Below are 24,875 nucleotides of genomic sequence, written 5' to 3' on the forward strand. Positions count from 1 at the left end.
CAAAGACAGACATACATTTCAGGGGAGATGGCTGGATCTACCCGGCGGCGAAGAACCAGGAGATAACGATGCGGCTCAGCGGCTGCGCCCGCGGCGCGGGGCGGTTGAACCGCTGGGTGGCGTAGAAGTCGGAGAGCTGGGCCTTCCCCACGAGGGACGGCTCCACGGTTGGCATTCGAAAGACTTTAGGGTTCACCATGGTGATTTCTCCTGACCCTGCTCGCCAAGGACCCGCCGGAATTCGCGGCGACTATCCATGAAGCAACAGCGAAAGGAAAGCCGAAGAAAAGCGTCCCGCCAGAGTGGAGGAGCGCCGGAAGGCCCCGCTCCCGTGTGATTGACAGTGCGTGTCAACCGTGTTAGTGAAGCGCGCTTCAATCACACCCTCGGTTGACGCTCCGGTGCCAGTCATGGAGGGAGTGCGAAGCAAAGAGGAGCTTGGAGCAAGCGGGTCCTCGCCTTCGTCCATGACCTGGTCGGTGGCCCGGCCATGACAGCGACTCCCGAGGAACGTACCATTGACCACTCAGCGCTGTCGTCTGGATCGGGGATGACCATGTCCGTAGAGAAGCAAGCTCCGCTCAAACCTCTCATCACCTTTGGCAAGTTCGCCAACGTCGACATGCGCGTGGCCCAGGTGCTGAGCGCGCCGATGGCGGAGGGGACCCGGAATCCGTGCCGCGTCATCGAGCTGGATGTCGGCCACCTGGGCAAGCTCCGCTCGATTGGCCAGTTCGCGCTGGTGCCCGAGGATCAGCTCGTCGGTCGCAAGGTGATCATCTGCTGCAATCTGGGCACACGGGCCATGGGCCCGTACACCTCGGAAGCGCTGGTGCTCGGCGTGCCTCATCCGAACAGCCCCGAGGGGCAGGATCAGGCCACGCCTCTCTACGTGGATGGTTCGACTCGCTGTGGTGACGGGGTCTTCTGATGAAGCGCATCCATGAGTCCGGCTTCGGTTTCGCCGAGGCCCTGCAGGCCGCGCAGCAGTCGCTCGACAAGAACAAGAATGTTCTTCGCGACTATCTCGAATCCAAGGGCCCCGGCTCCGAGGAGCCCATCCTCTTCGACTCCGAGAGCCTCGCCATCCTGGCCTACAAGGGCGCCATCGAGGCGGTCCGCGAGCGCTACTGGACGACGACGTTCCTCTCCTCCGGGTTCTGGTGCAGTCTGAACGAGAGCGTTCTCGGCGCCAACCTCCGCCTGCTGGCGGATCGCGAGCGGACGGGGGCCTCGGTGCGCAGATTGTTCCTGCTCCCCGTGCCTCCCGTTGAGGAGCTCCAACGCCTGCAGGACGAGCGGATGCTGCTGCGCAAGCAGCAGGACGTGGAGGGGCTGGCGCGCTTCGACCAGAAGTTCGCCAACCTCGCGGAGAACGTCCACGAGCTGATCCGCCATGGCTGCGACATCCGCATCGCCCATGGCGCGGAGCAACTGCACCCGTCGCTTCCCGAGGAGCTCGCCTTCGAGCCCGGGGACACGGAGATCGCCATCTACGACAACTGGCGGTTCGATCTCTTCCAGGGCGGACGCTCCGGCACCATCGAGAGCGTCTGCGGCTATACGCCCGCCACCGCGCGGTTCGAGCAGAACCGTGACCGCGTCGTCGAGTACTTCGAGCGGCTCTGGGCGAAGTCGCAGCCCATCGGCGAGTTCCTCGAGCGGATCCGCAAGCTCATCGAGTACTCCTCGACGCGGATCGAGTACGACACGAGCTGGCTCGTCCGGTACGATCACGCCCTGCCCCGCGAGGACGAGGCCCTCAAGGTGGCGGAGTTCAGCAGCGTGCAGGTGGAGCTGACGCGGCTGGTGCGCTGGGGCAAGGTCCGCCGCTTCCTGGACGTTGGCACCTGCACCGCGCGCTATCCCCTCGCGCTGCGCGAGGCCGTGCGCGCGGATGGCGACATCATGGCCGTCGACAACGACATGGACTGCGTGCGCTTCTCCCAGGAGAAGGTGCAGCGCGAGAGCGGCAACGACGCCCGCTTCAAGATCAAGTGCCATGACTTCAGGTCCACCGAGCTCCCGTCCGAGCGGAAGTTCGATCTCATCACCTGCATGATGGGAACCCTGTCCCACTTCGAGCACGCCCCGTGGGAGGGGCACCGGCCTCCCGAGGACGCGCTCCAGCGAGCCATCGAGAACTTCGCCCGCCTGCTGGACGAGGATGGCGTGTTGTTCTTCACCGTCTGGACCGAGAAGGCGTGCCAGGAGCTGCGCCTGCTGGGCATCTACACGGACGAGGACCGGCAACGGCTGGCACGCACGAGCATTACCCGCCAGGAGTTGCAGCGGCGGCTCGAGGCCGCGGGCCTGCGGGTTTCCGCGCCGCTGTTGCTCCAGGATCGGATGGACCTCTACCGCTGCGAGTGGCCTCGACCCTGACAAGGATCCGTTCGTGGAGCTGAAAGCGGTAATGACTCCCGGAAGGCCATGGGCCATCACCCACCCCCTCCGGGCGTTCTTCGTGACGTGGATCGGGCAGTTGCTGTCGCTGCTCGGCTCGCGGTTGAGCGGCTTCGCGCTCGGCCTCGCGGTGTACCAGGAGTCGGGATCGATCACCCAGTTCGCCATCTACTCCTCCCTCGTCCTGCTGCCCAACCTCCTGCTCTCGCCGTTCGCCGGAGCACTCGCGGATCGCTGGGACCGCCGCCGCGTCATGTTGCTCAGCGACGTGGGCGCGGGGGTGAATTCGCTGATCGTCCTGCTCCTCGTCACCTGGCACGACGCGGCGTTCTGGCGGTCACACCCGTGGCTCATCTATCCGCCCGTCATCCTGGGCGCGGCGTTCACGACGCTGCGCTGGCCCGCGTACTACGCCGCCTGCACGCTGCTGGTGCCCCGGCAGCACCTGGGACGAGCGAACGCGCTCATCGACCTGGCGGTCGGCGTGGCGCAGGTCGCCGCGCCCGTGCTCGCCGTCGCGCTCCTGGCGCGCATCGGGCTCGGGGGCATCCTGTTCATCGATCTGCTGAGCTTCCTCGTCTCCACGGGAGCGCTCCTGCTGGTGCGATTTCCCGCGCCTGTCAGACGCGAGACGGATCCGGCGAGAAGAGACTCGCTGTGGGAGGAGATGGGCCTGGGCTGGAAGTTCATCCGTGACCGGCCCGGGCTGATGGGACTCACGGCGTTCACCGGGGTCTTCAACTTCGTCATCAGCATGGTGCCCACGCTGATCACGCCGCTGGTGCTCAGCTTCGCGGACGTGTCCACGCTGGGGCTCGTCCAGACGACCGCCGGGGTGGGAATGCTGGTGGGCGCCGTCGTGGCGAGCGTGTGGAGCGGCCCGCGCCACCTCGTCGCCAGCGTGCTGTGCGCCCACCTGCTCTCCGCGCTCGCGCTGCTCGTGGGTTGCCTGCGGCCGAGCGTCCCGCTCATCGCGGTGGCCTCGTCCGTCTTCCTCTTCTCGATTCCGCCCATCCAGAGCAGGGCCTGGGCCATCTGGCAGCGCAAGGTCGCGCCCGAGTTGCAGGGCCGTGTCTTCGCCGTGCGCCGGATGGTGACGCTGGCCGCATCGCCCGTGGCGTCACTGCTCGCCGGGTGGCTGGCGGACCGGGTTTTCGAGCCGTGGCTCGCGGTCGGTGGCGCGCTGGCCGGCACCGTCGGAAAGCTCCTGGGCACCGGCCCCGGACGAGGGATCGCGTTTCTCATGGGCATGCTCGGGGTGGTGTGCCTGGGCAACGTGCTCGCGGCCTGGTTCAACCCCCGGGTGCGAAACCTGGAGGACGAGCTGAGTGAGCCCGCTCCGTCGTAGTGGACCCGGCCTCGCGCGGAGTCACGCCCCCGCGCCCATTCACCCGGAAGTCGACACCCACCTCCCCGCTCCGCGCGAAGAGCATTGAACTCCTGGTAGCACGCGCTCCATGAGACAGGGCATCCTCCGGATTTCTCCCGAGGAGGAGCGCGCGATGCAGGATCCCATGACGTCCCAGGAGCAGATGGGCACCCGGACCCCGCCGGGCACGTCCGGGCACACGGCTCGCTGGCATGCCCTCCCCCCCGAGTCCGTGCTGTCCCGGGTGGAGAGCACGGAGGCCGGGCTCACGCACGAGCAGGCCCGGGAGCGGCTCGCCCGCCACGGACCCAACGTGATCAAGCGCGAGCGGGGCGATGGCGTGCTCACCCTGCTGTGGCGACAGGTGAACAGCCCCCTCATCTGGGTGCTCATCGCCTCCGCGGTATTGGCCGTGCTCCTGGGCAAGGTGACGGACGGGTTGGTGGTGGCCGCCGTGGTGGTCCTCAACACGCTCGTGGGCTTCGTGCAGGAGTACCGCGCCGGCAAGGCCATCGAGGCGCTCAGCCAGATGGTGCCGCAGACCACGCCCGTGCTGCGCGGCGGGCACAAGCAGTCCGTGCCGGCCGCGGACCTGGTGCCCGGGGACGTGGTGCACCTGGAGTCCGGAGACCGGGTGCCCGCGGATCTTCGGCTGCTGCACGCGCGCAACCTCCAGATCGAGGAGGCCGCGCTCACCGGCGAGTCGGTGCCCTCGCGCAAGCAGGTGGACGCCGTCGCGGAGGACGCGGAGCTGGGGGATCGCGCCAGCCTGGCCTTCGGCGGCACGCTGGTGACGTCCGGAACGGCGACCGCGGTGGTGGTGGCCACCGGAGGAGCCACCGAGCTGGGACGCATCTCCCACCTGCTGGCGCAGGCCACGGACCTGCGCACGCCCATGACCCTGGCGCTCGAGCACATCGGCAAGCTCATCACCGGCGCCATCATCGTCCTGTCCGGGGTGCTGCTGGGCGTGGGGTTGCTGCGCGGCTATGACCTCAGCGAGGCCGTCCTGGTGGCCATCACCCTGGCGGTGGCCGCGATTCCCGAGGGCCTGCCCGCCATCGTCACCATCGCGATGGCCATCGGCGTGCAGCGCATGGCGGCCCGCCGCGCCGTCATCCGCAAGCTGCCCGCCGTGGAGACCCTGGGCAGCACCACCGTCATCTGCACGGACAAGACGGGCACCCTCACGCGCAACGAGATGACGGTGCAGGCGGTGTGGACCCCTCGCGGGCGCTACACCCTGAGCGGGGTGGGCTATGCACCACAAGGGCAGCTCCAGGTGGAGGGTCAGCCGGTGGAGCACTCCCCCGAGGACGTGCGCGCGCTGCTGCTCGCGGGGGCGTTGTGCAACGACGCCGCGCTCCACTCCCGGGAGGGCCGCTGGGAGATGACGGGAGACCCCACCGAGGGCGCGCTGGTGGTGGCCGCGGAGAAGGTGGGCCTGCGCATGGAGGCGGAGCGCGCGCGCCACGTCCGCGTGGACGCCATCCCCTTCGAGTCGGAGCACCAGTTCATGGCCACGCTCCACACGGGAGACCCCGAGGGCCGGCGCATCCTCCTCAAGGGCGCACCCGAGGTGGTGTTGCGCCGCTGCGCATTGGAGGGTGGCCCGGAGCCGGTGCTGGCGGAGGTGGAGCGCCTGGCGCGCCAGGGCATGCGCATGCTCGCGGTGGCCCGGAAGGCCGTGCCCTCGTCCGGGGACGCCTTGCGGATGGAGCACGTGGAGGGGGGCTTCACGCTGCTCGGGCTGGCGGGAATGATCGATCCACCCCGCGAGGAGGCGCTCGCGGCGGTGAAGGCCTGCCACACCGCCGGCATCCGCGTGAAGATGATGACCGGCGACCACCAGGCCACGGCGGAGGCCATCGGGGTGCAGTTGGGCATCCACGCCGCGGCTCGGCCGGGGATGACGGGTGCGCGGCTGTCCACCCTGGATGACGCGCGCCTGACCGAGGTCGTGGCGGACACGAACGTGTTCGCGCGGGTGGCGCCCGAGCACAAGCTGCGGCTGGTGCGCGCGCTCCAGGCCAAGGGACAGGTGGTGGCCATGACGGGCGATGGTGTCAACGACGCGCCCGCGCTCAAGCAGGCCAACATCGGCGTGGCCATGGGCATCACCGGCACGGCGGTGTCCAAGGAGGCGGCGGACCTGGTGCTCACCGACGACAACTTCGCCTCCATCGTCGCGGCGGTGGAGGAAGGCCGGCGCGTCTACGACAACCTCATCAAGTCACTGGCCTTCGTGCTGCCCACCAACCTGGGTCTCGCGCTCATCCTCATGTTCGGGGTGGCCTTCTTCCCCATCCAGCACGTCGAGGGGAAGTGGGTGCCGTTGATGGCCATGCTTCCCACGCAACTGCTGTGGATCAACCTGGTGGCCACCGTCACCCTGGCGCTGCCCCTGGCGTTCGAGGTGCGTGAGCGCGACGTGATGCAACGCCCACCGAGGGCCCCGGACGCCCCCGTGCTCAGCCACTTCGTGGTGATGCGCACGGGCCTGGTGGCGCTGCTGATGGCCGCGGGGGCGATCGGGCTGTTCCTCTGGGCGTACCGCCAGGACGGCGCCGGACAGCCCACGCGGGCCCTGGCCCATGCCCAGACGATGGCGGTCAACACCGTCATCAGCTTCCAGATCTTCTACCTGTGGCTGTGCCGCACGCTGGCGGGCTCCCTGCGGGCCGTGGGCCTGTTCAGCAACCACACCCTCTTCGTGGGCATCGGGATTCTGGTGCTGCTCCAGGCCGCCTTCATGTACGTGCCCTTCCTGCAACGGCTCTTCGGCTCCGCGGCCCTGTCACTCGAGGATGTCGGCCTCTCGGTGCTCGCGGGAATGGTGGTGTTGCCGGTGGTGGGCCTGGAGAAGTGGCTGCGCTCGCGCGGCAAGTGATTTCCCGCACAGGAGAGGTGGAGTGCCATGAAACACAGTGCATTGGTTGATAGGAATTTCCTGTTCGCGGCCCTGGGCTCGCTCCTGCTGGCGGGGCCGGCCCTCGCCGAACTGCCGGAGTACACCTTCCAGCTCCAGGCCCGGACCAACATGGCGGGCAATGACTCCGGGGCCTACAACCTGGAGCCGGGCGCCCTGCTCTCCGGCAGCTATACGCTTCCCCTCACCAAGGACCGGCGGGTGGGCTTCACCCTGGCCATCACGCCCGAGGGCTCCCCGAGCCTCTGGTACGGCGTGGAGGGAAAGGGAGAGCGGATCTACACCCTGCCGCGCATCGGAGAGGATGCCCGCATGGGGGATCCCAGCCTCGATTCACGGGGCAACGTGGTGTTCGCCGTCACGGGCGCGGACGCCAACGCGGACAATGGCATCTACCTGTTGAACGTGGACGACCCGAAGCAGGTCCGTGTCATCCGCGAACCGCTGGGCTCCTCCTATTGGTCGAGCCTCGTGCTCAACGAGGCACAGCAGTTCGCGGCCCGCGTCCGGGTCGGCATCGGCAACGCCTACGTCCTGTACACCCCTCGGGAGGGGCGCTACGAGGTGACGCTCCTCGCCACGGACCACGAGCTCGACGCGGCCAGTCCCTATACCTATCTCTACTCGCCCAACCTCAACGATCTGGGACAGCTCGTGGCCGCGGTGGATCTCCAGCCCTACACCACCGAGTGGTTCCAGGAGCTGCGCGTGTGGAACCCGGATGGGACGTCCCACCTCATCGCCGAGTCCCGCGGGCGCAATCCCTCGTCATCCATCTACCGCTTCGCCTCGGTCCAACCCGCGCTCAACAACCAGGGGCAGGTCGCGTTCCTGGCGTCGGTGCGCGATGCGTCGGGGAAGCAATCCACCGTGCTCTTCCTGTGGGATGGGGCCGAGCTGAAGACACTCGCGCAAGAGGGCCAGGGAGACATCAAGGAGTTGGAGCTCTTCCCCCCGGACATCAATGATCAAGGGCTCGTCGTCTTCCGTGCCTTCCGCGCCGACGGATTGCGCGCGGTGTGGGTGAGCGACGGCGAGAAGCTCGAGCCCGTGGTGACGGAGCACGATGTCCTTCCCTCGGATCTCGGTCCCGCGCGCGTGGACCAGGAGACGTCCTCGAATCCCGTCTTCGGCGGTGCCCCGATGATCAACAGCCGCGGAGACATCTCCTTCTGCGCGGGACTGGCCCCGCCGAAGGACGACCAGGAGGAATGGGGCTCCGCCATCTACGTCGCCCAGTCCTCGTTCGCGCCGCCGGGAGAAAGCGATGGGGGCGTGGAGCCCGACGCGGGGACGGAGCCGGATGGTGGGGGCAACACCCCGCCTGACGCGGGAACGGAACCAGATGGTGGAGACGCACCGGACGGAGGCACCCAGGCGCCGGACGCGGGCACCGGCAACCCCGCTCCCGGCGAGCCGGGCTCCCCCTCGGGCTGTGGCTGCCAGGCGGCGGCATCCGCGGCGCTGTGGCCCTGGGCCCTCGTGGGTCTGCTGCGTCTGGCCCGGTCGCGGCGAGCCCAGCGTCAGGACGGCTCGCGGCTCGACTGAGGGCAATCCCCGCCCCTTCACCGGAAGAACGCCCAGACGGGTCTTGAACGATTCAAGACCCGAATGGGCCTCCATCGTCTGAATGTCGACTGCCTGACGACAGGATGCTCTCGACAGTCACGCCCATCCTTCTAGCGAAAATTTCCGCAGTCACTGGAATACTATTTATTCCAGTTCTAACTCGTTTAACCCGTTAAAATGATTTATATGCTCTATCGCACCTGCTGAAAGACACAGGCTGCGTTTCGGACGAGCAACTTTCCAACGCACCCGGTGGATAAAAGCAGGCGTGTGACTTGCCTTACCCCCCTTGGAGGTCGCGTTGAAAGACAGGTATGCAACGAGCTGGGCTCGCACCGGGCCCGGTACTGGATTGATTTTGCTTCAGATGCTGACGGCCTGCGGTTCCCAGCAGCAGCCGTCCACGCCCCCCGACACGGGCGTGGTGGCTTCGAAACTGGACCAGAACGTCGCGCTCGGAAAGAGCATCACGGCCTCGGGTTATACACAGGTTTATGTCGCGGCGAACGCGAACGATGGCAACCGGAGCACCTATTGGGAGGGCGCGCCCAATGCCTATCCCAACACCCTGACGGTGAACCTCGGCGCCAGCCACACGGTCAGCGCCGTGGTGTTGCAGCTCAACCCGGATAGCATCTGGAGCACCCGAACCCAGAACATCACGGTGCTGGGTCGCAACTCGGCGAGCGGCACCTTCGCCACCCTGGTGGCCGCGGCGGACTACACCTTCAACCCCGCGAGCGGCAATCAGGTGACCATTCCCCTGAGCACCACCGCGAGCGAGATCCAGCTGCGCTTCTCGTCGAACACGGGTGCCCCCGGCGCGCAGATCGCGGAGTTCCAGGTCCTCGGCTCGCCGGCCGGTGGAACGGTGACCTATGCCCTGACCGTCAACAACGGCTCGGGCGGCGGCACCTACGCGGCCGACACCGTGGTGAACATCTCGGCCAACGCCGCCCCCGCCGGTCAGGTCTTCAGCTCCTGGTCGGGTGGCGTCGCGGCCAACTTCGGCAACATCTACTCGGCGTCCACCACGTACAAGACGACCGCCGCCGCGGCCACCCTCACCGCCAACTACACGTCGACGGGCACGGGCGGCTCCAAGTACGAGGCGGAAGCGGCGACCCTGAGCGGCGGCGCGGCGACCACCACCAACCACGCCAACTACAGCGGCTCGGGCTTCGTGGAGGGCTACTGGGCCCAGGGCGCGAGCACCCGCTTCAACGTCTCCGTCACGAGCGCGGGCTGGTATGACGTGGGCCTGCGCTACGGCAACGGCTTCACGGACTCCAACATCTCCGTCTACGTGAACGGCACGCGCAGCGCGCAGAGCGCCCTGCCCACCACCGGCAACTGGGACACCTGGGCCACCAAGGTCGAGACCTTCTACCTGAACGCGGGCAGCAACTCGATCGCCTACCAGTACGACGCCGGCGACATCGCGAACGTCAACCTGGACTACATCACCATTGGAGCCACGGCCGCCAACAAGGCCGACCTGAGCGTGGCCGACATCCAGTGGAGCGCGGCGAGCAACCCGCCCAAGGAAGGCGAGGCCATCACCCTCAAGGCCGTGGTGCGCAACACCGGCACGGCCGCCAGCCCGAGCAGCGTCCACAAGGTCTCCTTCCGCGTGAACAACCAGGAGATCGCCGCCTCGACGCAGCCCACCACGACGTCCATCGCGGCCGGCGCGAGCGCCACCCTGACGGCCAACGCCACCTGGTCCACCGCCAACGGCACCTACGCCATCACCGCCGTCGTGGACCCGGACAACACCATCGCCGAGTTCAACGACGCCAACAACAGCGCCACCAAGAACCTCACGGTGACGCAGCAGCCCGGCCCGGACCTCGTGGTGAGGTCCATCTCCCAGAGCCCGGCCAACCCCTCCGCGGGCAGCCCCGTCACCTTCAACGTGACCGTCGCCAACCAGGGCCTCGACGCGGCCGGCAGCTCCGCCGCCGTCAAGCTGACCATCGACGGAACGACGAGCCTCTCGGGTGTCACCTCCACGGCGCTCGCCGCGGGTGCCTCGGCCGTCGTGAGCCTCGGCGGCTCCTGGACGGCCACCAATGGCAACCACACGCTGGTCGCGACGATCGATCCCGCCAACGCCATCTCCGAGGCGGTGGAGAGCAACAACACGCTGAACTCCAGCTTCTACGTCGGCCGCGGCGCCCGCGTGCCGTGGATCGAGTACGAGGCCGAGGACGGGGCGACCAACGCCCAGGTCCAGGGTCCCAGCCGCACGCTCGGCACCATCCCGGGCGAGGCCTCCGGACGCAAGGCCGTGGTGCTCAGCTCGACCGGCCACTACGTGCAGTGGACCACCACCGCGCCCGCCAACTCCATCGTCATCCGCAACAGCATCCCCGACGCGCCCGGCGGCGGTGGCACCCAGGCCACCATCAGCCTCTACGTCAACGGCACCAAGGTGGACACCCTCACGCTCTCCTCCAAGGAGGCCTGGGTCTACGGGGACGACGCCACCCAGTACAACAACCCCTCGGCGGGCCCCCCGCGCCGCATCTACGACGAGTCCAGCAAGCTGCTGAAGACCACCATCCCCCAGGGCGCCACCGTCCGCCTCCAGAAGGACTCGGGCGACGCCTCTCCGTACTACGCCATCGACTTCATCGACCTCGAGCTCGTCGCGGCGCCGATCGCCAAGCCCGAGGGCTACGTTGACGTCACCCAGGCGGGCAACGGCTGGGAACCCGCCATCCCCAACGATGGCATCGCCGACGACAACGCCATCAGCCAGGCCATCTGGGCGGTCCAGGCCGGCAAGTTCAAGGGCGTCTACCTCCCGCCGGGCGTCTACGATCAGACCAACAAGATCCAGGTCAAGGGCGTCACCATCCAGGGCGCGGGCCTGTGGCACACCCGGCTCTACAACGCCAGCCTGGCCGAGGACGCGGGCTGGGGTCAGACGGGCTTCATCATCACCGGCGATGACTCGAAGTTCCGCGACTTCGCCATCTTCGGCAACACCGACGGCCTGCGCACCCAGGGTGGCAAGGCCTGGGTGAACTCGGCCTTCAAGAACACCGTCATCGAGAACATGTGGATCGAGCACGTCCACTGCGGCTACTGGGTCGGCGGCCCCTCCGAGTCGACGAACCTGCGCATCAGCAACGTGCGCATCCGCAACACCGGCGCGGACGGCATCAACCTGTGCAACGGCACCAAGGACAGCGTCATCGAGAACTCGCACGCCCGGAACACCGGCGATGACGCCTTCGCCATCTGGTCCGCGACCGACCTCTACGCGCAGCCGGACCGCAACAACGTCATCCGCAACTGCAGCGTGCAGATCGTCTGGCGCGCCGCCGCCTACGCCATCTACGGCGGCGTCGGCAACCGCATCGAGAACAGCACCGCCGCGGATGTGCTCACCTACCCCGGCCTGACCGTGAGCTCCGAGTTCAACCCCTACCCCCTGGAGTCCGCGACGATCGACGGCCTGACGCTCACCCGCACCGGCGGCACCTACTGGGGTGGTCAGCAGTTCGGCTCCATCTGGCTGCGCGGCGACCAGAACCCGACCAACGGCATCACCATCAAGAACGTCGACATCATCGACCCGACCTACCAGGGCATCAGCATCCAGAACAACAACGGGGGCGCCTTCACCAACGTGTTGTTCGATGGCATCACCATCACCAACCCCACCACCTACGGCATCCAGGTGCTGTCCACGGCCAAGGGTGGTGCCACCTTCAGCAACGTGACGGTGAACAACGCCCCCAGCGGCAAGGCCGTCAACCAGAGCAACGGCGGCTTCACCATCACCAACGGCGGCGGCAACAACTGGTAGCCTGACGTACCCCTGAAAAAAATCGGGCCGCCCCTGGAGACAGGGGCGGCCCTTTTGCTTCAGACCCGAGGTGGGCTCACCACTTGCCGTTCTTGCCGATGCGCTCGAGCTTCTTCTGCAGATCCTTCACCTTGGCCTCGGTCTGCGCCGCGCCGCCGGAGAGGATGGAGTGCACGGTGTTGCGGAAGTCCGCGCTCACGCGGCTGTACTTGGCCCCCGTCACCTTCGCCGGCCGCGCGACCGCGTTGGTGAAGGTGTCCAGGAGCGTGCCGAAGAAGGGATTGGCCTTCAGCACGTCCGCGTCCTTGTAGAGGCTGACGATGGTGGGGTTGAAGGAGCCGAGGATGGCGCGGCGCTTCTGCTCCTCGGGGCTCGCGAGGTACTTCACCAGGTCCGCGGCGATCTCCGGGTGCTTGGAGTACTTCGACACCGACAGGTTCCAGCCGCCCAGGGTGCCGGTGGACTTGCCGTCCGCGCCGCCCTTGGGCAGCGCCACCACGCCCACCTTGCCGTTGATGGGGCTGTCCGGCGAGTTGGCCAGCGCCCACGCGTAGGGCCAGTTGCGCATGAACACCGCATTGCCCGACTGGAAGACGCCGCGCGCGCCCTCCTCCTCGTAGTTGAGCACGCCCTGGGGCGCGATGGTGCCAATCCACGAGGCCGCCGTCTTCAGCGCCTCGGCCGCCTTCGGGTTGTCGATGTTGACCTTGCCGCTCTTGTCGACGATGGCCCCGCCCCCGAAGGAGTCGATCCACTCCAGCGCGTTGCAGGTGAGCGTCTCGGCCGCCTTCGCCTGGAAGACGAAGCCCACCATCTTGTCATTGCCGGCCTTGCGCTCGGCGTCCTGCACCAGCTTGGCCGTCGTGGCCAGCTCCTGCCAGGTGGTGGGGGGCTTCTGCTTGTACTTCTCCAGCAAGTCCTTGCGGTAGTACAGCACGCCCGCGTCGGTGAACCACGGCATCGCCACGAGCTTGCCGTCCACCGTGTTGTTCTCCACGATGGCCGGGAAGTGCTGCTTCACCACGTCGTCCGGAATGTATTTCTTCAGATCGATGAAGTGGGCCCCGAGGATGCCGGGCCACACCACGTCCACCCGGAAGACGTCGATGTCCGGGGAGCCCGCGGACAATTGCTGCTGAAATACCGTCAACTGCTCGCTGGCATCCGTGGAGCCACTGACGAGTTTCACCTCGTGGCCGCTCTTCTTGGCCCACGCCTCCGCACCCTGCTTGCAGAGTTCGAATTCCTTGCCCACGGTGCCGCAAGAAATGGCCACGGTCTCCGCGGCGGAGACGGTGGGAACAACCAGGGTGGCGGCGACGCTGATCGCCATCAGCACGTGACGCATTCGGTTCTGCCTCCTGTCGGGGTAACGCGCGCGGGAGCATCCCCAATTTCCCCGGCGAACCCAACGAATTCATCTCCGGCCCATGTCAAGCGGTGGGCAGATGCGCCTCGGGGCGCTTGCGGAGTTGACCACGCGTGCCGCTTGCCGCTCCGCGTCAAGCTCGAACGGCCCCACCAGCCCGGTGGAGGCCGGACCGGAAGGCCATGCTCCTGGCCGCTGGCGCTACCAGCCCATGTTGCCCGAGCGCTTGTCGAAGAAGGTTCCCGGCACGCCCGGGGCGTTGAGGGCGCCCTTCCCGGAGTCCTTCACCACCACGTCCTCGAAGCTCGCCCGTCCCCCCGCCGCGTCGATGACCTCGATGCCGTGGGTGCGCGAGCCCGTGACGAAGACGTTCTTGAGCAGGATGTTGGAGAACGTGGAGCCCTGGCTGTCCGGGTGGTTCTGGAACTGGATGCCCGCGAACGTCGAGTCGATGATGTCGATGTTCTCCGCGGTGATGTCATTGACGGGGCCCTGGCGCGTGTAGAACCGGAGCGCGCCGTGGTTCGAGCCAAACATGGGGCCGCCCGCGCGGATGAGGGAGATGTGCTGGAGGGTCGTCGTCGGGGCGAACGGGTGCGCGTCGAACTCGTTGTCGACGAGGATGCCCGAGTAGGTCAGCACGTCCTCGCACACGCTCTTCTCGATGGTGTTGTTGTAGCCCCCGTAGATGGCGAAGCAGTTGGCCCGCCAGGGCATCTGCACCGTGTTGTAGCGGTAGACGTTGTCATGGCCCGCGGGATCGCCTGCCCCCTTGTTGGACCACATGGCCATGGCATCGTCCCCCGTGTTGCGGAAGTGGCAGTGCTCGACCACGGAGTTGCGCGTCCCGTTGGCCAGGTTGATGCCGTCCGCGTAGAGATTGCGGAAGCGCGAGTGGCGCACCACCAGGCCATCCGTGCCGTAGGGGTCCGCGTCCGTGCCGCACCAGAAGCCCACCTTGACGTGCTCCACCCAGACGTTCTCGATGAGCGTGTTCTTGCCCACTCCACCGTTGAAGCCGTTGTTCGGGACGTCGTCGTCGCGGAAGTCGACCTCGCCGAGGATGGAGAAGTCGGAGAAGCGGCAGCCGCCCTCCCCCCAGCAATAGAAGGTGGCCTTGGCGCCCTTGAGCTGGGTGTACCACATGCCCGCGCCCCGGATTTCGATGCCCTTGAGCGACAGGCCCAGTTGGCCCGGCTTCACCTCGTTGACGAGGTAGGTGCCCCGGGGAATCCACAGCCCCTTCTTCCCTTCTCCGACGGCCGCGTCGATGGCGTTCTGGATCGCCTCGCCGTCGTCCACGTTGTCGTCCGGAAGCGCGCCGTACTCGGTGACGGACACCAGGTCCGCGGGCTTCTCCAGCGGCGCGGCGACCTGCTCCAGATCGATGAGATCGATGACGTAGAACGCCGCGGTGTCCTGGGCGTCCTTCTGGAGCTTCACCTCCGCGCCGACGGGAATCGGATCGATCAGCGCCCGCGTCTCGTCGAAGAAGGCATGCGGCTCGCCGGCGCTGGGAGTGTTGGGGGTGCGCAGCGTCTCGCCGCCGTAGACCCACGAGTAGCGCGAGGTCACCCCCAGCGTCTTGACGCGCCGGCCATTCACATAGAGGCCCAGGGTCGAGTCGATGCCACCCCCACCCGGTGAATCCGGAATCGACAGCCGCACGACGATGGAATTGGCCGCGTTCTTCGCGGTGATGGCCACGTAGTCGCCGGCCTCGTCCAGGCGGACCGCCTTGCGCCCGATGGCCTCCGCCTCGATGAACGCCTGGTCATAGCGCGTCCGGTTGGGTCCGAGCACCGTCGCGTTCGTCTTGCCGTCCTCCGCCTGGTACTCCGTCCAGGGGACGTTGGCGCCCCGGCGGGCAGCCGCATCCGTGGAGTCGGAGCACGCGCCACTCCCCAGGCAAAGCGCCAGCAACCCCATCATCAAGAGCATGCGCGAGGGCGCGCGGTTGGATTCCATGCAAGTGTTTCGCTTCATCGAGGGATGACCGTCCTTGTCGAGCTCCGCCCTCTTTACCCGAAGAGAAGCCTGGGATGAGGACCCGCCAGCCTCCGTCCTCATCGCATTGTCAACTCCGAGGGAAGCCTGCCAGTGAGAGCGCGGCGATCTTCCGCAGCGCCTCCTCGCTCGCTCCATCCCGGGCCTGCACGGACATGCCCTGGATGACGGCGCCATAGAACCGGGCGAGGCCCTCGGCATCCGTGGTGGAGGGCAGCTCGCCCTCGGTGATGGCCCGCTGGAACCGGGCCTGGAGCCGCTCCAACGAGGCATCGCGCATGCCCGCCACATGCCGGGCCACCTGCTGGTTCTCCGTCGCGCAGTTGAGCACCGCCGTCGAGACCATGCACCCGGGTGGATGCCGGGGGTCGACGAATGCATGCGCGGCCTCCTCCAACACGCGGGCCATGAAGCCCCGAGCCGTCGGCTCCTCCACCAGGGCAGACACGCCCACCGACCCGTGCGTCCGCTGATAGAGCTCCAGGGCCTCCCGGTACAGCTCCGCCTTGGAGGTGAAGGCCCCATACAGGCTGGGGGCCGTGATGCCCATCGCCTCGGTGAGATCCGCGATGGACGTGCCCTCGTAGCCCCGCTCCCAGAACACCTCCATGGCCCGCTCCAACGCGGCACTCCGATCGAACTCCCGTGGCCGACCCCGGCCCCGTCCCTCCCTCGGATTCGCTTTTTTCATAACGATTACTCTGAAAATTCCCCGGCCCGCCTCTATTTCCCGAACGTTCACTACGAATATAGGGAGGTTCGTCGATGCGCACGAAGGTTGGAAGCTCATTCACCGCCGTCATGCTGGGGCTCCTGCTGAGCGGACTGGCCGCCGCCGAGGAGCGGGCGGTGTCGGCACGGTTGGACGCGGTCATTGATCAAGCGCTGGCCGACAAGCGGGTGGTCGGCACGGTGGTGCTGGTGGCTCGGGATGGGCAGCTCATCTACCACCGGGCCGCGGGAGAAGCGGATCGCGAGGCGCATACCCCCATGCGCGAGGACGCCGTCTTCCGGCTCGCCTCGATGAGCAAGCCCCTGGTGTCCGCGGCCGCGTTGGCGCTCGTGGACCAGGGCAAGCTGGGGCTGGAGGATCCCGTGACGCGGTGGCTGCCCGACTTCCGGCCACGGCTCGCGGATGGACGCGAGGCCGTCATCACGGTGCGTCAGTTGCTGACGCATACCGCGGGACTCACCTACGGCTTCCTGGAGCCGGAGGACGGCCCCTATCACCGCGCGGGCGTCTCGGACGGAATGGATGCGCCCGGACTGGCCCTGGAGGAGAACCTGCGCCGCATCGCCTCGGTGCCCCTGTCGTACGAGCCCGGAACGCGCTGGGGTTACTCCGTGTCCATCGACGTGCTGGGCGCGGTGGTGGCTCGCGCGGGAGGCGCCCCGCTGCCCAAGGTCGTCGAGCGGCTCGTCTCCCGTCCGCTGGGCCTGCGTGACACCGGCTTCACGGTGAAGGAGCCCAAGCGGCTCGCCACCCCCTACACGGACGGCAAGCCCGAGCCCGTGCGCATGGGTGAACTCCACGTCGTGCCCTGGGGCGCCAGTGGCGTGCGCTTCGTTCCCGGGCGCGTGCTCAACACCCGCTCGTTTCCCTCGGGAGGCGCCGGCATGGTGGGCACGGCGAGGGACTTCCTGAAGTTCCTGGAGGCGGTGCGCGCGGGCGGCGCGCCGGTGCTGAAGCCCGCGACGGCCTCCCTGGTGTCGACCGGTCAGATCGGCGCGCTGGAGATGCCCAACAACCCGGGGTGGACGTTCGGCTTCGGCGCCTCGGTGCTCGTGGATCCCGCCAAGGCGGGCACGCCCCAGTCCGTGGGCACCTGGCAGTGGGGAGGCGCCTACGGGCATAGCTGGTTCGTCGATCCGAAACAGCGCCTGAGCGTCGTCGTGCTGACGAACACGACCCCCGAGGGCATGGCCGGGGCGTTCTCGACCGCCATCCGGGATGCGCTCTACGCGGGGCCGCCGGAGAAGGACGCCGCCCAGGCGCCCACGGGAACGACCCCCGCCCGGTGAGCGGGGAGGACGGCGCGCCGGGCCTCAGCCCTCGAGGAAGGTGAGCGCCACGCCGGAGACGGTGGCGCGCCGCTCGGTGAAGCCCCGCGGGTCCACGTGCCGCGCCAGGTCCTCGCTCAGGTACAGTCCGCCCGAGCGGCCCAGGTCCTGCGCCAGCTTCGAGGCGATGTTCACCGGCATGCCCGCGATGTCCCGGCCTCCCGAGGGCAGATCGAACAGGAGGACCGGGCCCACGTCGATGCCGATGCGGCAGGAGATGTCCTCGCGCGCGAGCTCGCGGCGGAAGAGCTGGGCGAAGCCGAGCGCCGCGGGGATGGCGTCGAACACGTAGATGCCCAGGGGCCCCACCACCTTCACCTCCTCGCCCTGATGGGAGGAGAGGTGCCGCAGGCCCATGTCCTTCATCCTCGCGGACAGCGAGAGGTTGTCGAACAGGGCCAGCTCGGGTGTTTCCGCCTGCCTGGCCTCGCGCTCGATGAGCACGACCGTCTTGTGCTGGAGGTACTTGTCGGCCAGGTGCTTGCCGAAGGCCACGTCCGCCAGGCGTGCCTGGTAGGCGAGCAGCTCCGCGTGGAAGGCCTGGGAATACGGGATGGGATAGGGCTCGCTCGAGCGCCGGAGGTCCGTCAACCGGGGCCCATCCACCACCCCCCAGCATGGGCCGAGCAGCGAGGGCGGCGCGTCCTTGGGTTCCAGGGTGAAGGCGTGCCCCTCCGGCAGCAGCTCGCGCAGGGCCTGGGAGATGACGATCTCCCCACCCTCGGTGTGGTTCTCGGCCAGCTCCTCGATGGCGTCGGACTGCGCGCCGTACAGGCCTCCGCTGAGATCGTAGAACTCGCCGAAGTGCGCGCCCAGGCCGATGCGGATCTGACAGCCGCGCTGGACCTCGTCCTGGACCGTCAACAGCATGGACACGAGCGACTCGGCGCGCACCGAGGGCGGGTAGAACATCTGGGTATTGTCGGCCGCCCAGATGCCCACGCCCCGCCCTCCCAGCGCGGTCCCCAGCCCATGGACGAGCTGCTTGGGCTGATCGATGAGCGCCAGGATCTCGATGAGTCCCCGCTGCCGGGACAGGCGCGTCAGTCCCGCCGAGTCCGAGACGACGTTGTAGCCCCCGACCTGGAAGGACTGGAGCAGGCGCAGTGCGTCCGCGTGGGTCTGCTCGCTGCCCAGCCACTGCTCGATGAGCTTGATGGGCAGGCCCCCGATGATGTCCTGCGCGACATCGAAGAGCGAGGGGGAGTACTGCCCCTTGGTGCGTCTGGCCATGGTGGGGACCTCCAGGAGTCGGGGACCCATACCACGCCAGGCCGATGGAATCAGGGGACGCTGGGATGATCCGGGGGCCGCCGGTTCCTGGAGATCTTCACGGTGTAGGCCGCGAAGGCCACCACGGCCACGGCGAGCATCACCACCCAGGACCAGAACAGGGGACTTTGGACGACCTGCTGGTTCAATGGCATCTCGCCGGTATGCGTCCCCCTCTGCGCGAAGGCCACCACGGGGGCAAGCAGCAACAACATCCAAACAGGGGCCGTCCGAAGTTGTCGTTCCATGTGTTGGAACCTGGGCACGCGGCTCACCGTTCTCAAGCGCTCCGATGGCTTGACGGGCATCCGAGAAAACAGGCCCTGGGCAGGCCCACACCCCATCGCCGGTCCCCTCGTCCTCGAATCTACGAAGGGCTTCGTTGATTTATACGAAGAAGTTCGTATATTGGATCGGGTCCATCGCGGCGTCCGCCCGGAGGAGTCCGTCCCATGAAAGTCACGTCCCTCTTCTTTTCGCTGCTCACGTGGGTGCTGCTCACCACCACTCCGGTGTTCGCCGAGCCGTCGATCACCGGCACCTGGACGGCCGACGTCAGGAAAGACACGCTCGAGTTGTTCCTGCGCACTTCGTCAGAGAAACCAAAGACAACTCAGCAGTTGAACATGACGGTGCCCCTCACCTCCTTCCAGGGACTGTCGACCGCGGACGGCAGCACGGCGCCCTTCCGGCTCGAGCGAGCAGCGGGAGTCTTCTCCTTCGAGGGGCGATTCTCCGACGCGAAGGGCGCGGGACACCTGAGCTTCGCGCCCAACGAGGAATACGTCCGTGCCATGGCCGCGCTGGACTATCCGACCATCGCCCCGGACAAACACTATCTGCTGGCCGTCTTCGACATCACCCCGGCACGGGTGAAGGAATTGTCGGCGCTTGGTTTCAAGGACATTGCCCTGGACGAGCTGATCCAGGTGGGCATCTTCCAGGTGACGCCCGGGTACATCCAAGCCCTCGCCCAGCACGGCTACACGAAGTTGACGCTCGCGAAGCTCATCCAGTCGCGCATCCATGGCGTGACGCCCGAGCGAATCCGCGCGCTGGCGGCCGAGGGCTACAAGGCCCTGGAGCTGGAGGATCTCCTCGCCATGAGCATCCACGGGGTGACGCCGGAGTTCATCCGGGAGATGCGCGAGGCGGGGTACGCGAAGCTGACGCCGGAGGAGCTGGTGAAGCTGCGCATCCACGGCATCGACGCGAAGTTCGTGCGCGCCCTGTCCGAAGGGCGAGACACACACCAGAAGGAGTAGAGTGTGACCGGGGGCCTTCGCCTCCGTGGAGCTGGGGGTGGACCATCAGTGATGACTCGTCGCGGGCCCTGTGGCTGCTTGTCCTGGCCCTGCTGTCCACCGGCTGTGTGTCGCTGCCACCATCGCCCGGGAGGGGAATGAGCCTGCGTTACACGGCGCGCGAGTCTGTCCCGCCCATGTCGGCGGCGGGGTCCAACGTCGAAGTTCCGGGCGCCCTCCCCTCCCCGTCCGAACCCGAGGCATCGCGGCGGCTGCACCGGCGCACAGCCTCCCGGCAGGAGTCAACGGCGGTGGTCCTGAACAGTTCCGAGAGGGCCACGCGGCAGAGCGCCCTCGCCACCCAGTTGGCCTTTCGCCGTGCCCTTCTCGACGTGTCGGGCTCCACCCGCCGCCTCTCCGCCGAGTTCTCCAGACTCCAGGCCCGTGGGCGGAACATTGGCGGCAACGGCGTCTTCGTCCGCTACGTGGATGACGGCGTCCGGCAACTGCGGTGGATGGACGCCCAGCTCGCCGCCACCACCCGGCTCGCCACCTCCGCCTCGCAGGTGGAGGACCCGGACATGCAACTCGCCCTGCTGCGCCTGGCCGGCCCACGGCTCGAGGCCACCCTGCTCGGCTCGCTCCTGCTCTCCGTCTGGCTCGACCTGCTCCACCTCGCCGACACCGTGTGCACCCAGCACTTCTACAGCGTGGAGCGCATGTTCGCGGACCTGGGGCGCTGGCAGCAGCGGCTCGAGCCCGCCATGACAGCGCTCTCCTCCCTGGAGCCCGAGCAGGTGGAGGCCGCGGCGCGAGACGTCCCCGTACTGGTCGGCCACCTCTCGGGCGAGTTCTCGGCCACCCTCCAGAGCGCGCGCAAGGGGGCGGAGAACGTCGCGAAGGTAGTGGTGTTCAAGGAGTCCATCGAGGCACTGACCCTGCTCTCGTCGTTGAAGTTCTCCCTGCCCTCGGTGCCCCCGTCCGCTCCCGCCCTGCTCGGCATGAGCCTGGTGGTGGGAGGCGACGGGGTGATGGTGGGCACGCGCATTGTGGCTTCCGCCGAGTGGGTGGAGATGATGCGCCACCTGGTACGGACGGGCGTCCTCTCCCTGCCCGTCGTCAGTGCCGCCGTGCGGATTCAGGCGGGCCAGGTGCTGCTGGCGCAGGCGCATGGCGAGCTGCCCAAGGGCGTACGAGAGGCCCTCGGCGACGGGCCCGAGGTGAGGGGCATGCGCGTGACGGGCAGAGCGGGGGCTGGCATGAACGAGCCCCCGCGACACCACGTCCTGCCCAAGGAGTTCCGCGCGTGGTTCGAGAAGCGCGGCTTCACCGGCGAGATGGACATCGACCAGTTCTGCGTGGAGATGGAGCGAGCGCACCACGAGGCCATCCACGGCGGTGGGAATTGGAAGCTGGGCCGCCAATGGCCCGGTGAATGGAACCGGATGATCATGAAGGCGCTGCAGGACGCTGAGTTCAGGCTAGGCCGACTGTTGACACGGAACGAGGTGCTGGACATCGTCGCGGAGCGTATGAAGGTGTACAAGCTCCCGATGAATTTCACGCGCTGGGGTGGACGATGAGCAAGGATCGCTCCTGGGAGGGCAATTGGAAAGTTCGCTTGTACGAGCGGGTTCGCGAACTTGGTTACGATTCGCTCACCGCCTTCGCTGATGCGCGCCCTACCGCTTCGCTGGTGGCGTTGGCTGAGGAGCTTGGTCCGGACGATGTCGCCGGCGTGCAGGTGTTCAGCGGACTGGTGGCCGAAGCGGAGCGGAACCATCAGGTCACACGCCTTGTACGCGGACAACTCGTGCGGGAACTGTGCGCGTGTCTCCCAAATGGCTGGCCGGCCGTGCTCGACGACGCCAACCGTTTCAAGGTCGCCAAGGCACTCGGATTGTGGAGTTCCTTTACCCCAACAACCCACGAGGAACGCGTAAGGAGGGCCGGCGACGCGCTCCTCGCAACACCACCTTCTCCAGGCTGGCGCCCGCTCGGTCCTGACGACGAACTGCTGCGCACGCTCCTGCCCGATGAGGAAGCCTGAACTTCACTTCCTGGAGAGGACCATGAGCGACGGACGTGCCTGGCAGGGCAACGTGAAAGCGCGCCTGCATGAGCGGGTGCGCGAACGTGGTTACGCTTCGCTCACCGCCTTCGCAGAAGCGCGCCCTGCCGTCCCCCTGTATTTGCTGGCCAAGGAACTGGGCAAGGACGACGTTGCCGCCGTGCAGGTGTTGAGCGGGTTGCTCGCTGAGGCCGAACAGCGCAAGCAGGTCACGCGCTTTGTGCGCGACGTGCTTGTTCGCGAACTGTCCGATAGTCTCCCCAACGGCTGGCCGGCTATCCTGGACGATGAAAACCGTGGAGAAGTTGCCATGGCGCTCGGCACGTGGACTGCCTATACCCCAACAACCCATGAGGAGCGCGTTAGGAGGGCCGGCGACGCGCTCCTCGCAACACCGCCGCCGCCTGGGTGGCGCCCGCTCGGCCCTGACGACGAGTTGCTGCGCACGCTCCTGCCCGACGAGGAAGCCTGAATTTCACCTCCTGGAGATAACCATGGGCGAGGAGCGTTCCTGGGAAGGCAACTGGAGGGTCCGCCTGTATGAGCGGATCCGTGAGCGCGGCTACGATTCGCTCACCGCCTTCGCCGAGGCGCGTCCCACCGCTTCGTTGATGGCACTGGCGGACGAGCTTGGCGAGAATGACATCGCGGCAGTGCAGGTGTTCAGCGGGTTGGTCGCCGAAGCGGAGCGAAGCTGCAAGGTCACGCGTTTGGTGCGCGGGCAACTCGTGCGCGAACTGTCTCAGCATCTCCCAAACGGCTGGCCGGTCGTGCTGGACGATGCGACTCGCTTCGATCTCGCGCATGCACTCGCCCGTTGGACGACATACACGCCAGAAACGCATAAGGAACGTGTCAAGCAGGCCAGGGCAGCGCTCCGCGCCTCGCCACCGCCGCCCGGGTGGCACCCGCTCGGCCCTGACGACGAGTTGCTGCGCACGCTCCTACCCGACGAGGAAGCCTGAACTTCATCTCCTGGAGAGAACCATGAGCCGGGACCATTCCTGGAGGGGGAATTGGAAGGGCCGCATGTACGAGCGAGTCCGTGAGCGCGGCTACGATTCGCTCACCGCCTTCGCGAACGCACGCCCTACAGCCTCGCTGGTGGCGCTGGCTGAGGAGCTTGGCGAGGACGATGTCGCCGGGATGCAGGTGTTGAGCGAGTTGCTCGCCGAGGCGGAACAGCGTAAGCGGATCGCACGCTTTGTGCGCGATATGCTTGTACGCGAATTGTCCGAGTGTCTTCCCAACGGCTGGCCAGCTGTGCTGGATGACGCCAGCCGCTTCAAGGTTGCCAAGGCGCTCGGCTCGTGGATTGCCGATACCCCAGAAACTCATAAGGAGCGTGTCAGGCAGGTCAGAACAGCCCTCCTCGCCACGCCACCGCCCCCAGGCTGGCACCCCCTCGGGCCCGACGACGAGTTGCTGCTCACTCTTCTGCCCGACAAGGAAGTCTGAATTTCTCCCCTTGGAGAGGAAAATGAGCAACGGAAGTGCCTGGCAGGGCAACGTGAAAGCTCGCCTGTACGAGCGGGTTCGCGAACGTGGTTACGATTCTCTCACCGCCTTCAAGGAGCGCGCTGACAAAGCCGGCGACGCACTCCTTGCAACCCCACCACCGCCCGGGTGGCGACCGCTCGGACCCGACGACGAGCTACTGCGCACGCACCTGCCCGACGAGGAAGTCTGAACTTCACCTTCTGGAGAGGATTGTGTTCAAGGGGGCTATTGCCCCTGGCCGTCGGCGGGTGCGACCAGCGAATGGGAGTAGCCCGCGGCCACGGATATGGCTCATCAGGGAACTTCTCCAGGGCCCAGCCTGCTAGAGTTCGTCCCAGATCGGGGCGTCGGTCAAGAAGAGGCCGCGTCTCGCGAGCATGAGTTCGTTCTCCAACGCGGCCTGTAGCTGCTGGTACAAAAGCGAGTCATCGGCGAACTTCTCTGCGGCCTCGCGCGCAAGCGCCGGGTCTTCACAGAGCGCCTCGAACCTGGCAGCGTCATGCCCCGCCCCGGCGCGGATGGCATCGATCTTCGCGAAAAACCAGTGTGCGGCCTCGTTGGATTTCATTTTGCTCCCCGCGCATCTGCCAGAAGACCGCCGCGTCAACATCGCGGCGTCGGGCTGAGAGATAATCAATCCCCTCGAGCTTGGGCGTGAGGGCCGCCTGCGCTTCGAACGCGCGGAAGTCGCGGTTTATACAGTGGACGAGTAAACGCGCGGTGAGGCACGCCCGAGGTGTTCGCGGCAAATTGCGGCGGGTCTCCTCTTTCCCAGAAGCCAGCGACGCACGGAGTAATCGTTGACGACAACCTTTCGCCTCCGGGGTGCCCGGGCTCGGCGTCGCGACGAGGAGTTCGTCGACGGTGACGACAGGGGGACTTGGGAGCGCCAGGGCGCCTCACGTGTTATCTGGACTTTTTCAGAAAACGGAGGGCCTCTCGAGTGTGGCGCTGCAACTCGGCGACCTGCTCGTCGGTCGGTGGTCCGTCGACCAAGAAAATTCCTCTCCTTGCGAGTGGGAGTTCAAGCTCAATGGCATTTTTGAGCTGCGCGAACAGGAAGGGATCATCAGGGAACTTCTCTAGGGCCTCGCGCTCGAGCGCGGGATCCTGGCATAGCGCTTCCATTTTCTTGGCGTCGTGCCCCGCCTCAGCGCGGATCGCGTCGATCTTCGAGCAAAACCAATGTGCAGCTTCATTAGACTTCATTTTGGGCTCCTTGATTGCCTCTCAAACACGGCGAGTATATCGCTAA

At 67.1% G+C, this 24,875-nt stretch carries 22 protein-coding genes; 14 read left to right on the top strand and 8 right to left on the bottom strand.

Annotation, left to right across the window (positions count from 1 at the left end; genetic code table 11):
- Positions 1 to 37 precede the first annotated feature (37 nt).
- Entirely contained in the window at positions 38 to 199 is a 162-nt protein-coding gene (locus CYFUS_RS51000; protein ID WP_157758723.1) for a hypothetical protein, read from the bottom strand.
- 357 nt (positions 200 to 556) lie between these two features.
- Between CYFUS_RS51000 and CYFUS_RS29085 the strand changes: the two genes are divergently transcribed.
- The 6 genes from CYFUS_RS29085 to CYFUS_RS29110 all read left to right on the top strand — a co-directional run bounded on the left by CYFUS_RS29085 (position 557) and on the right by CYFUS_RS29110 (position 12,096).
- Complete coding sequence (locus CYFUS_RS29085; RefSeq protein WP_198316151.1) at positions 557 to 931, top strand: hypothetical protein; 375 nt, start codon at positions 557 to 559, stop codon at positions 929 to 931.
- Positions 931 to 2,385 (top strand): class I SAM-dependent methyltransferase, encoded by a 1,455-nt coding sequence (locus tag CYFUS_RS29090; RefSeq protein ID WP_095988191.1) that lies wholly within the window; start codon positions 931 to 933, stop codon positions 2,383 to 2,385. Before CYFUS_RS29085 ends, CYFUS_RS29090 begins: the two co-directional genes overlap by 1 nt.
- A 31-nt stretch (positions 2,386 to 2,416) precedes the next feature.
- Positions 2,417 to 3,754: an MFS transporter gene (locus CYFUS_RS29095; protein WP_095988192.1), complete on the top strand. Its 1,338-nt coding sequence runs from the start codon at positions 2,417 to 2,419 to the stop codon at positions 3,752 to 3,754.
- A 166-nt stretch (positions 3,755 to 3,920) separates the two neighbouring features.
- Positions 3,921 to 6,665, top strand: coding sequence for a cation-translocating P-type ATPase (locus CYFUS_RS29100; protein WP_420042714.1), 2,745 nt, complete (start codon positions 3,921 to 3,923; stop codon positions 6,663 to 6,665).
- A gap of 27 nt (positions 6,666 to 6,692) precedes the next feature.
- On the top strand, positions 6,693 to 8,252 hold the full coding sequence (locus CYFUS_RS29105) for an MXAN_5453 family MXYO-CTERM-anchored protein (RefSeq protein ID WP_095988194.1): 1,560 nt from the start codon (positions 6,693 to 6,695) through the stop codon (positions 8,250 to 8,252).
- Positions 8,253 to 8,640: 388 nt separating this feature from the next.
- On the top strand, positions 8,641 to 12,096 hold the full coding sequence (locus CYFUS_RS29110; protein WP_095988195.1) for a CARDB domain-containing protein: 3,456 nt from the start codon (positions 8,641 to 8,643) through the stop codon (positions 12,094 to 12,096).
- 76 nt (positions 12,097 to 12,172) lie between these two features.
- Here CYFUS_RS29110 and CYFUS_RS29115 read toward each other — a convergent pair whose 3' ends face one another.
- From CYFUS_RS29115 to CYFUS_RS29125, 3 genes are all read right to left on the bottom strand, one after another.
- Positions 12,173 to 13,444 carry an ABC transporter substrate-binding protein gene (locus CYFUS_RS29115; RefSeq protein WP_095988196.1) on the bottom strand — a complete coding sequence of 424 codons (1,272 nt, stop codon included), beginning with the start codon at positions 13,442 to 13,444 and terminating at the stop codon, positions 12,173 to 12,175.
- Positions 13,445 to 13,666: 222 nt separating this feature from the next.
- Positions 13,667 to 15,451, bottom strand: coding sequence for a glycosyl hydrolase family 28-related protein (locus CYFUS_RS29120; RefSeq protein ID WP_157758724.1), 1,785 nt, complete (start codon positions 15,449 to 15,451; stop codon positions 13,667 to 13,669).
- A gap of 91 nt (positions 15,452 to 15,542) precedes the next feature.
- On the bottom strand, positions 15,543 to 16,082 hold the full coding sequence (locus tag CYFUS_RS29125; RefSeq protein ID WP_232536871.1) for a TetR/AcrR family transcriptional regulator: 540 nt from the start codon (positions 16,080 to 16,082) through the stop codon (positions 15,543 to 15,545).
- A gap of 155 nt (positions 16,083 to 16,237) precedes the next feature.
- On the opposite strand from CYFUS_RS29125, the gene CYFUS_RS29130 reads away from it, so the two are divergent.
- Positions 16,238 to 17,494 (top strand): serine hydrolase domain-containing protein, encoded by a 1,257-nt coding sequence (locus tag CYFUS_RS29130; RefSeq protein ID WP_095988199.1) that lies wholly within the window; start codon positions 16,238 to 16,240, stop codon positions 17,492 to 17,494.
- Positions 17,495 to 17,518: 24 nt separating this feature from the next.
- Here the strand turns inward: CYFUS_RS29130 and CYFUS_RS29135 are convergent, their stop codons facing one another.
- Positions 17,519 to 18,766: a family 3 adenylate cyclase gene (locus tag CYFUS_RS29135; protein ID WP_095988200.1), complete on the bottom strand. Its 1,248-nt coding sequence runs from the start codon at positions 18,764 to 18,766 to the stop codon at positions 17,519 to 17,521.
- 50 nt (positions 18,767 to 18,816) lie between these two features.
- Positions 18,817 to 19,053: a hypothetical protein gene (locus CYFUS_RS29140; RefSeq protein ID WP_157758725.1), complete on the bottom strand. Its 237-nt coding sequence runs from the start codon at positions 19,051 to 19,053 to the stop codon at positions 18,817 to 18,819.
- A gap of 204 nt (positions 19,054 to 19,257) precedes the next feature.
- On the opposite strand from CYFUS_RS29140, the gene CYFUS_RS29145 reads away from it, so the two are divergent.
- The 7 genes from CYFUS_RS29145 to CYFUS_RS29175 all read left to right on the top strand — a co-directional run bounded on the left by CYFUS_RS29145 (position 19,258) and on the right by CYFUS_RS29175 (position 23,810).
- Positions 19,258 to 20,070 carry a hypothetical protein gene (locus tag CYFUS_RS29145; protein WP_095988202.1) on the top strand — a complete coding sequence of 271 codons (813 nt, stop codon included), beginning with the start codon at positions 19,258 to 19,260 and terminating at the stop codon, positions 20,068 to 20,070.
- 290 nt (positions 20,071 to 20,360) lie between these two features.
- The gene (locus tag CYFUS_RS29150; protein WP_232536872.1) at positions 20,361 to 21,632 is read left to right on the top strand and encodes a DUF2380 domain-containing protein; all 1,272 of its coding nucleotides are present in this window, start codon (positions 20,361 to 20,363) and stop codon (positions 21,630 to 21,632) included.
- On the top strand, positions 21,629 to 22,099 hold the full coding sequence (locus CYFUS_RS29155; RefSeq protein WP_095988203.1) for an NUDIX hydrolase: 471 nt from the start codon (positions 21,629 to 21,631) through the stop codon (positions 22,097 to 22,099). The genes CYFUS_RS29150 and CYFUS_RS29155 overlap by 4 nt, the downstream gene beginning before the upstream one ends.
- 22 nt (positions 22,100 to 22,121) lie before the next feature.
- The gene (locus tag CYFUS_RS29160) at positions 22,122 to 22,592 is read left to right on the top strand and encodes an NUDIX hydrolase (protein WP_095988204.1); all 471 of its coding nucleotides are present in this window, start codon (positions 22,122 to 22,124) and stop codon (positions 22,590 to 22,592) included.
- Between the two features lie 22 nt (positions 22,593 to 22,614).
- On the top strand, positions 22,615 to 23,085 hold the full coding sequence (locus CYFUS_RS29165) for an NUDIX hydrolase (protein ID WP_095988205.1): 471 nt from the start codon (positions 22,615 to 22,617) through the stop codon (positions 23,083 to 23,085).
- 22 nt (positions 23,086 to 23,107) lie between these two features.
- On the top strand, positions 23,108 to 23,578 hold the full coding sequence (locus CYFUS_RS29170) for an NUDIX hydrolase (RefSeq protein WP_095988206.1): 471 nt from the start codon (positions 23,108 to 23,110) through the stop codon (positions 23,576 to 23,578).
- 22 nt (positions 23,579 to 23,600) lie between these two features.
- The gene (locus CYFUS_RS29175; RefSeq protein ID WP_095988207.1) at positions 23,601 to 23,810 is read left to right on the top strand and encodes a hypothetical protein; all 210 of its coding nucleotides are present in this window, start codon (positions 23,601 to 23,603) and stop codon (positions 23,808 to 23,810) included.
- A gap of 132 nt (positions 23,811 to 23,942) precedes the next feature.
- Here CYFUS_RS29175 and CYFUS_RS29180 read toward each other — a convergent pair whose 3' ends face one another.
- Together CYFUS_RS29180 and CYFUS_RS29185 are read right to left on the bottom strand one after the other, a co-directional pair.
- On the bottom strand, positions 23,943 to 24,188 hold the full coding sequence (locus tag CYFUS_RS29180; RefSeq protein ID WP_095988208.1) for a hypothetical protein: 246 nt from the start codon (positions 24,186 to 24,188) through the stop codon (positions 23,943 to 23,945).
- A gap of 338 nt (positions 24,189 to 24,526) precedes the next feature.
- Positions 24,527 to 24,829, bottom strand: a complete 303-nt coding sequence (locus CYFUS_RS29185; protein WP_095988209.1) for a hypothetical protein — start codon at positions 24,827 to 24,829, stop codon at positions 24,527 to 24,529.
- Positions 24,830 to 24,875: the final 46 nt, after the last annotated feature.

Source organism: Cystobacter fuscus, from assembly GCF_002305875.1.
In the GTDB taxonomy this organism is placed as follows: Bacteria; Myxococcota; Myxococcia; order Myxococcales; family Myxococcaceae; genus Cystobacter; species Cystobacter fuscus_A.

Coding starts and splice junctions, on each gene's coding strand:
- CYFUS_RS29095 (WP_095988192.1), top strand. CDS start 2,417: ATGACTCCCGGAAGGCCATGGGCCATCACCCACCCCCTCCGGGCGTTC.
- CYFUS_RS29175 (WP_095988207.1), top strand. CDS start 23,601: ATGAGCAACGGAAGTGCCTGGCAGGGCAACGTGAAAGCTCGCCTGTAC.
- CYFUS_RS29170 (WP_095988206.1), top strand. CDS start 23,108: ATGAGCCGGGACCATTCCTGGAGGGGGAATTGGAAGGGCCGCATGTAC.
- CYFUS_RS29115 (WP_095988196.1), bottom strand. CDS start 13,444: ATGCGTCACGTGCTGATGGCGATCAGCGTCGCCGCCACCCTGGTTGTT.
- CYFUS_RS29085 (WP_198316151.1), top strand. CDS start 557: ATGTCCGTAGAGAAGCAAGCTCCGCTCAAACCTCTCATCACCTTTGGC.
- CYFUS_RS29145 (WP_095988202.1), top strand. CDS start 19,258: ATGAAAGTCACGTCCCTCTTCTTTTCGCTGCTCACGTGGGTGCTGCTC.
- CYFUS_RS29155 (WP_095988203.1), top strand. CDS start 21,629: ATGAGCAAGGATCGCTCCTGGGAGGGCAATTGGAAAGTTCGCTTGTAC.
- CYFUS_RS29105 (WP_095988194.1), top strand. CDS start 6,693: ATGAAACACAGTGCATTGGTTGATAGGAATTTCCTGTTCGCGGCCCTG.
- CYFUS_RS29165 (WP_095988205.1), top strand. CDS start 22,615: ATGGGCGAGGAGCGTTCCTGGGAAGGCAACTGGAGGGTCCGCCTGTAT.
- CYFUS_RS29160 (WP_095988204.1), top strand. CDS start 22,122: ATGAGCGACGGACGTGCCTGGCAGGGCAACGTGAAAGCGCGCCTGCAT.
- CYFUS_RS29130 (WP_095988199.1), top strand. CDS start 16,238: ATGCGCACGAAGGTTGGAAGCTCATTCACCGCCGTCATGCTGGGGCTC.
- CYFUS_RS29185 (WP_095988209.1), bottom strand. CDS start 24,829: ATGAAGTCTAATGAAGCTGCACATTGGTTTTGCTCGAAGATCGACGCG.
- CYFUS_RS29125 (WP_232536871.1), bottom strand. CDS start 16,082: ATGGAGGTGTTCTGGGAGCGGGGCTACGAGGGCACGTCCATCGCGGAT.
- CYFUS_RS51000 (WP_157758723.1), bottom strand. CDS start 199: ATGGTGAACCCTAAAGTCTTTCGAATGCCAACCGTGGAGCCGTCCCTC.
- CYFUS_RS29120 (WP_157758724.1), bottom strand. CDS start 15,451: ATGAAGCGAAACACTTGCATGGAATCCAACCGCGCGCCCTCGCGCATG.
- CYFUS_RS29135 (WP_095988200.1), bottom strand. CDS start 18,766: ATGGCCAGACGCACCAAGGGGCAGTACTCCCCCTCGCTCTTCGATGTC.
- CYFUS_RS29140 (WP_157758725.1), bottom strand. CDS start 19,053: ATGGAACGACAACTTCGGACGGCCCCTGTTTGGATGTTGTTGCTGCTT.
- CYFUS_RS29100 (WP_420042714.1), top strand. CDS start 3,921: ATGACGTCCCAGGAGCAGATGGGCACCCGGACCCCGCCGGGCACGTCC.
- CYFUS_RS29090 (WP_095988191.1), top strand. CDS start 931: ATGAAGCGCATCCATGAGTCCGGCTTCGGTTTCGCCGAGGCCCTGCAG.
- CYFUS_RS29110 (WP_095988195.1), top strand. CDS start 8,641: ATGCTGACGGCCTGCGGTTCCCAGCAGCAGCCGTCCACGCCCCCCGAC.
- CYFUS_RS29180 (WP_095988208.1), bottom strand. CDS start 24,188: ATGAAATCCAACGAGGCCGCACACTGGTTTTTCGCGAAGATCGATGCC.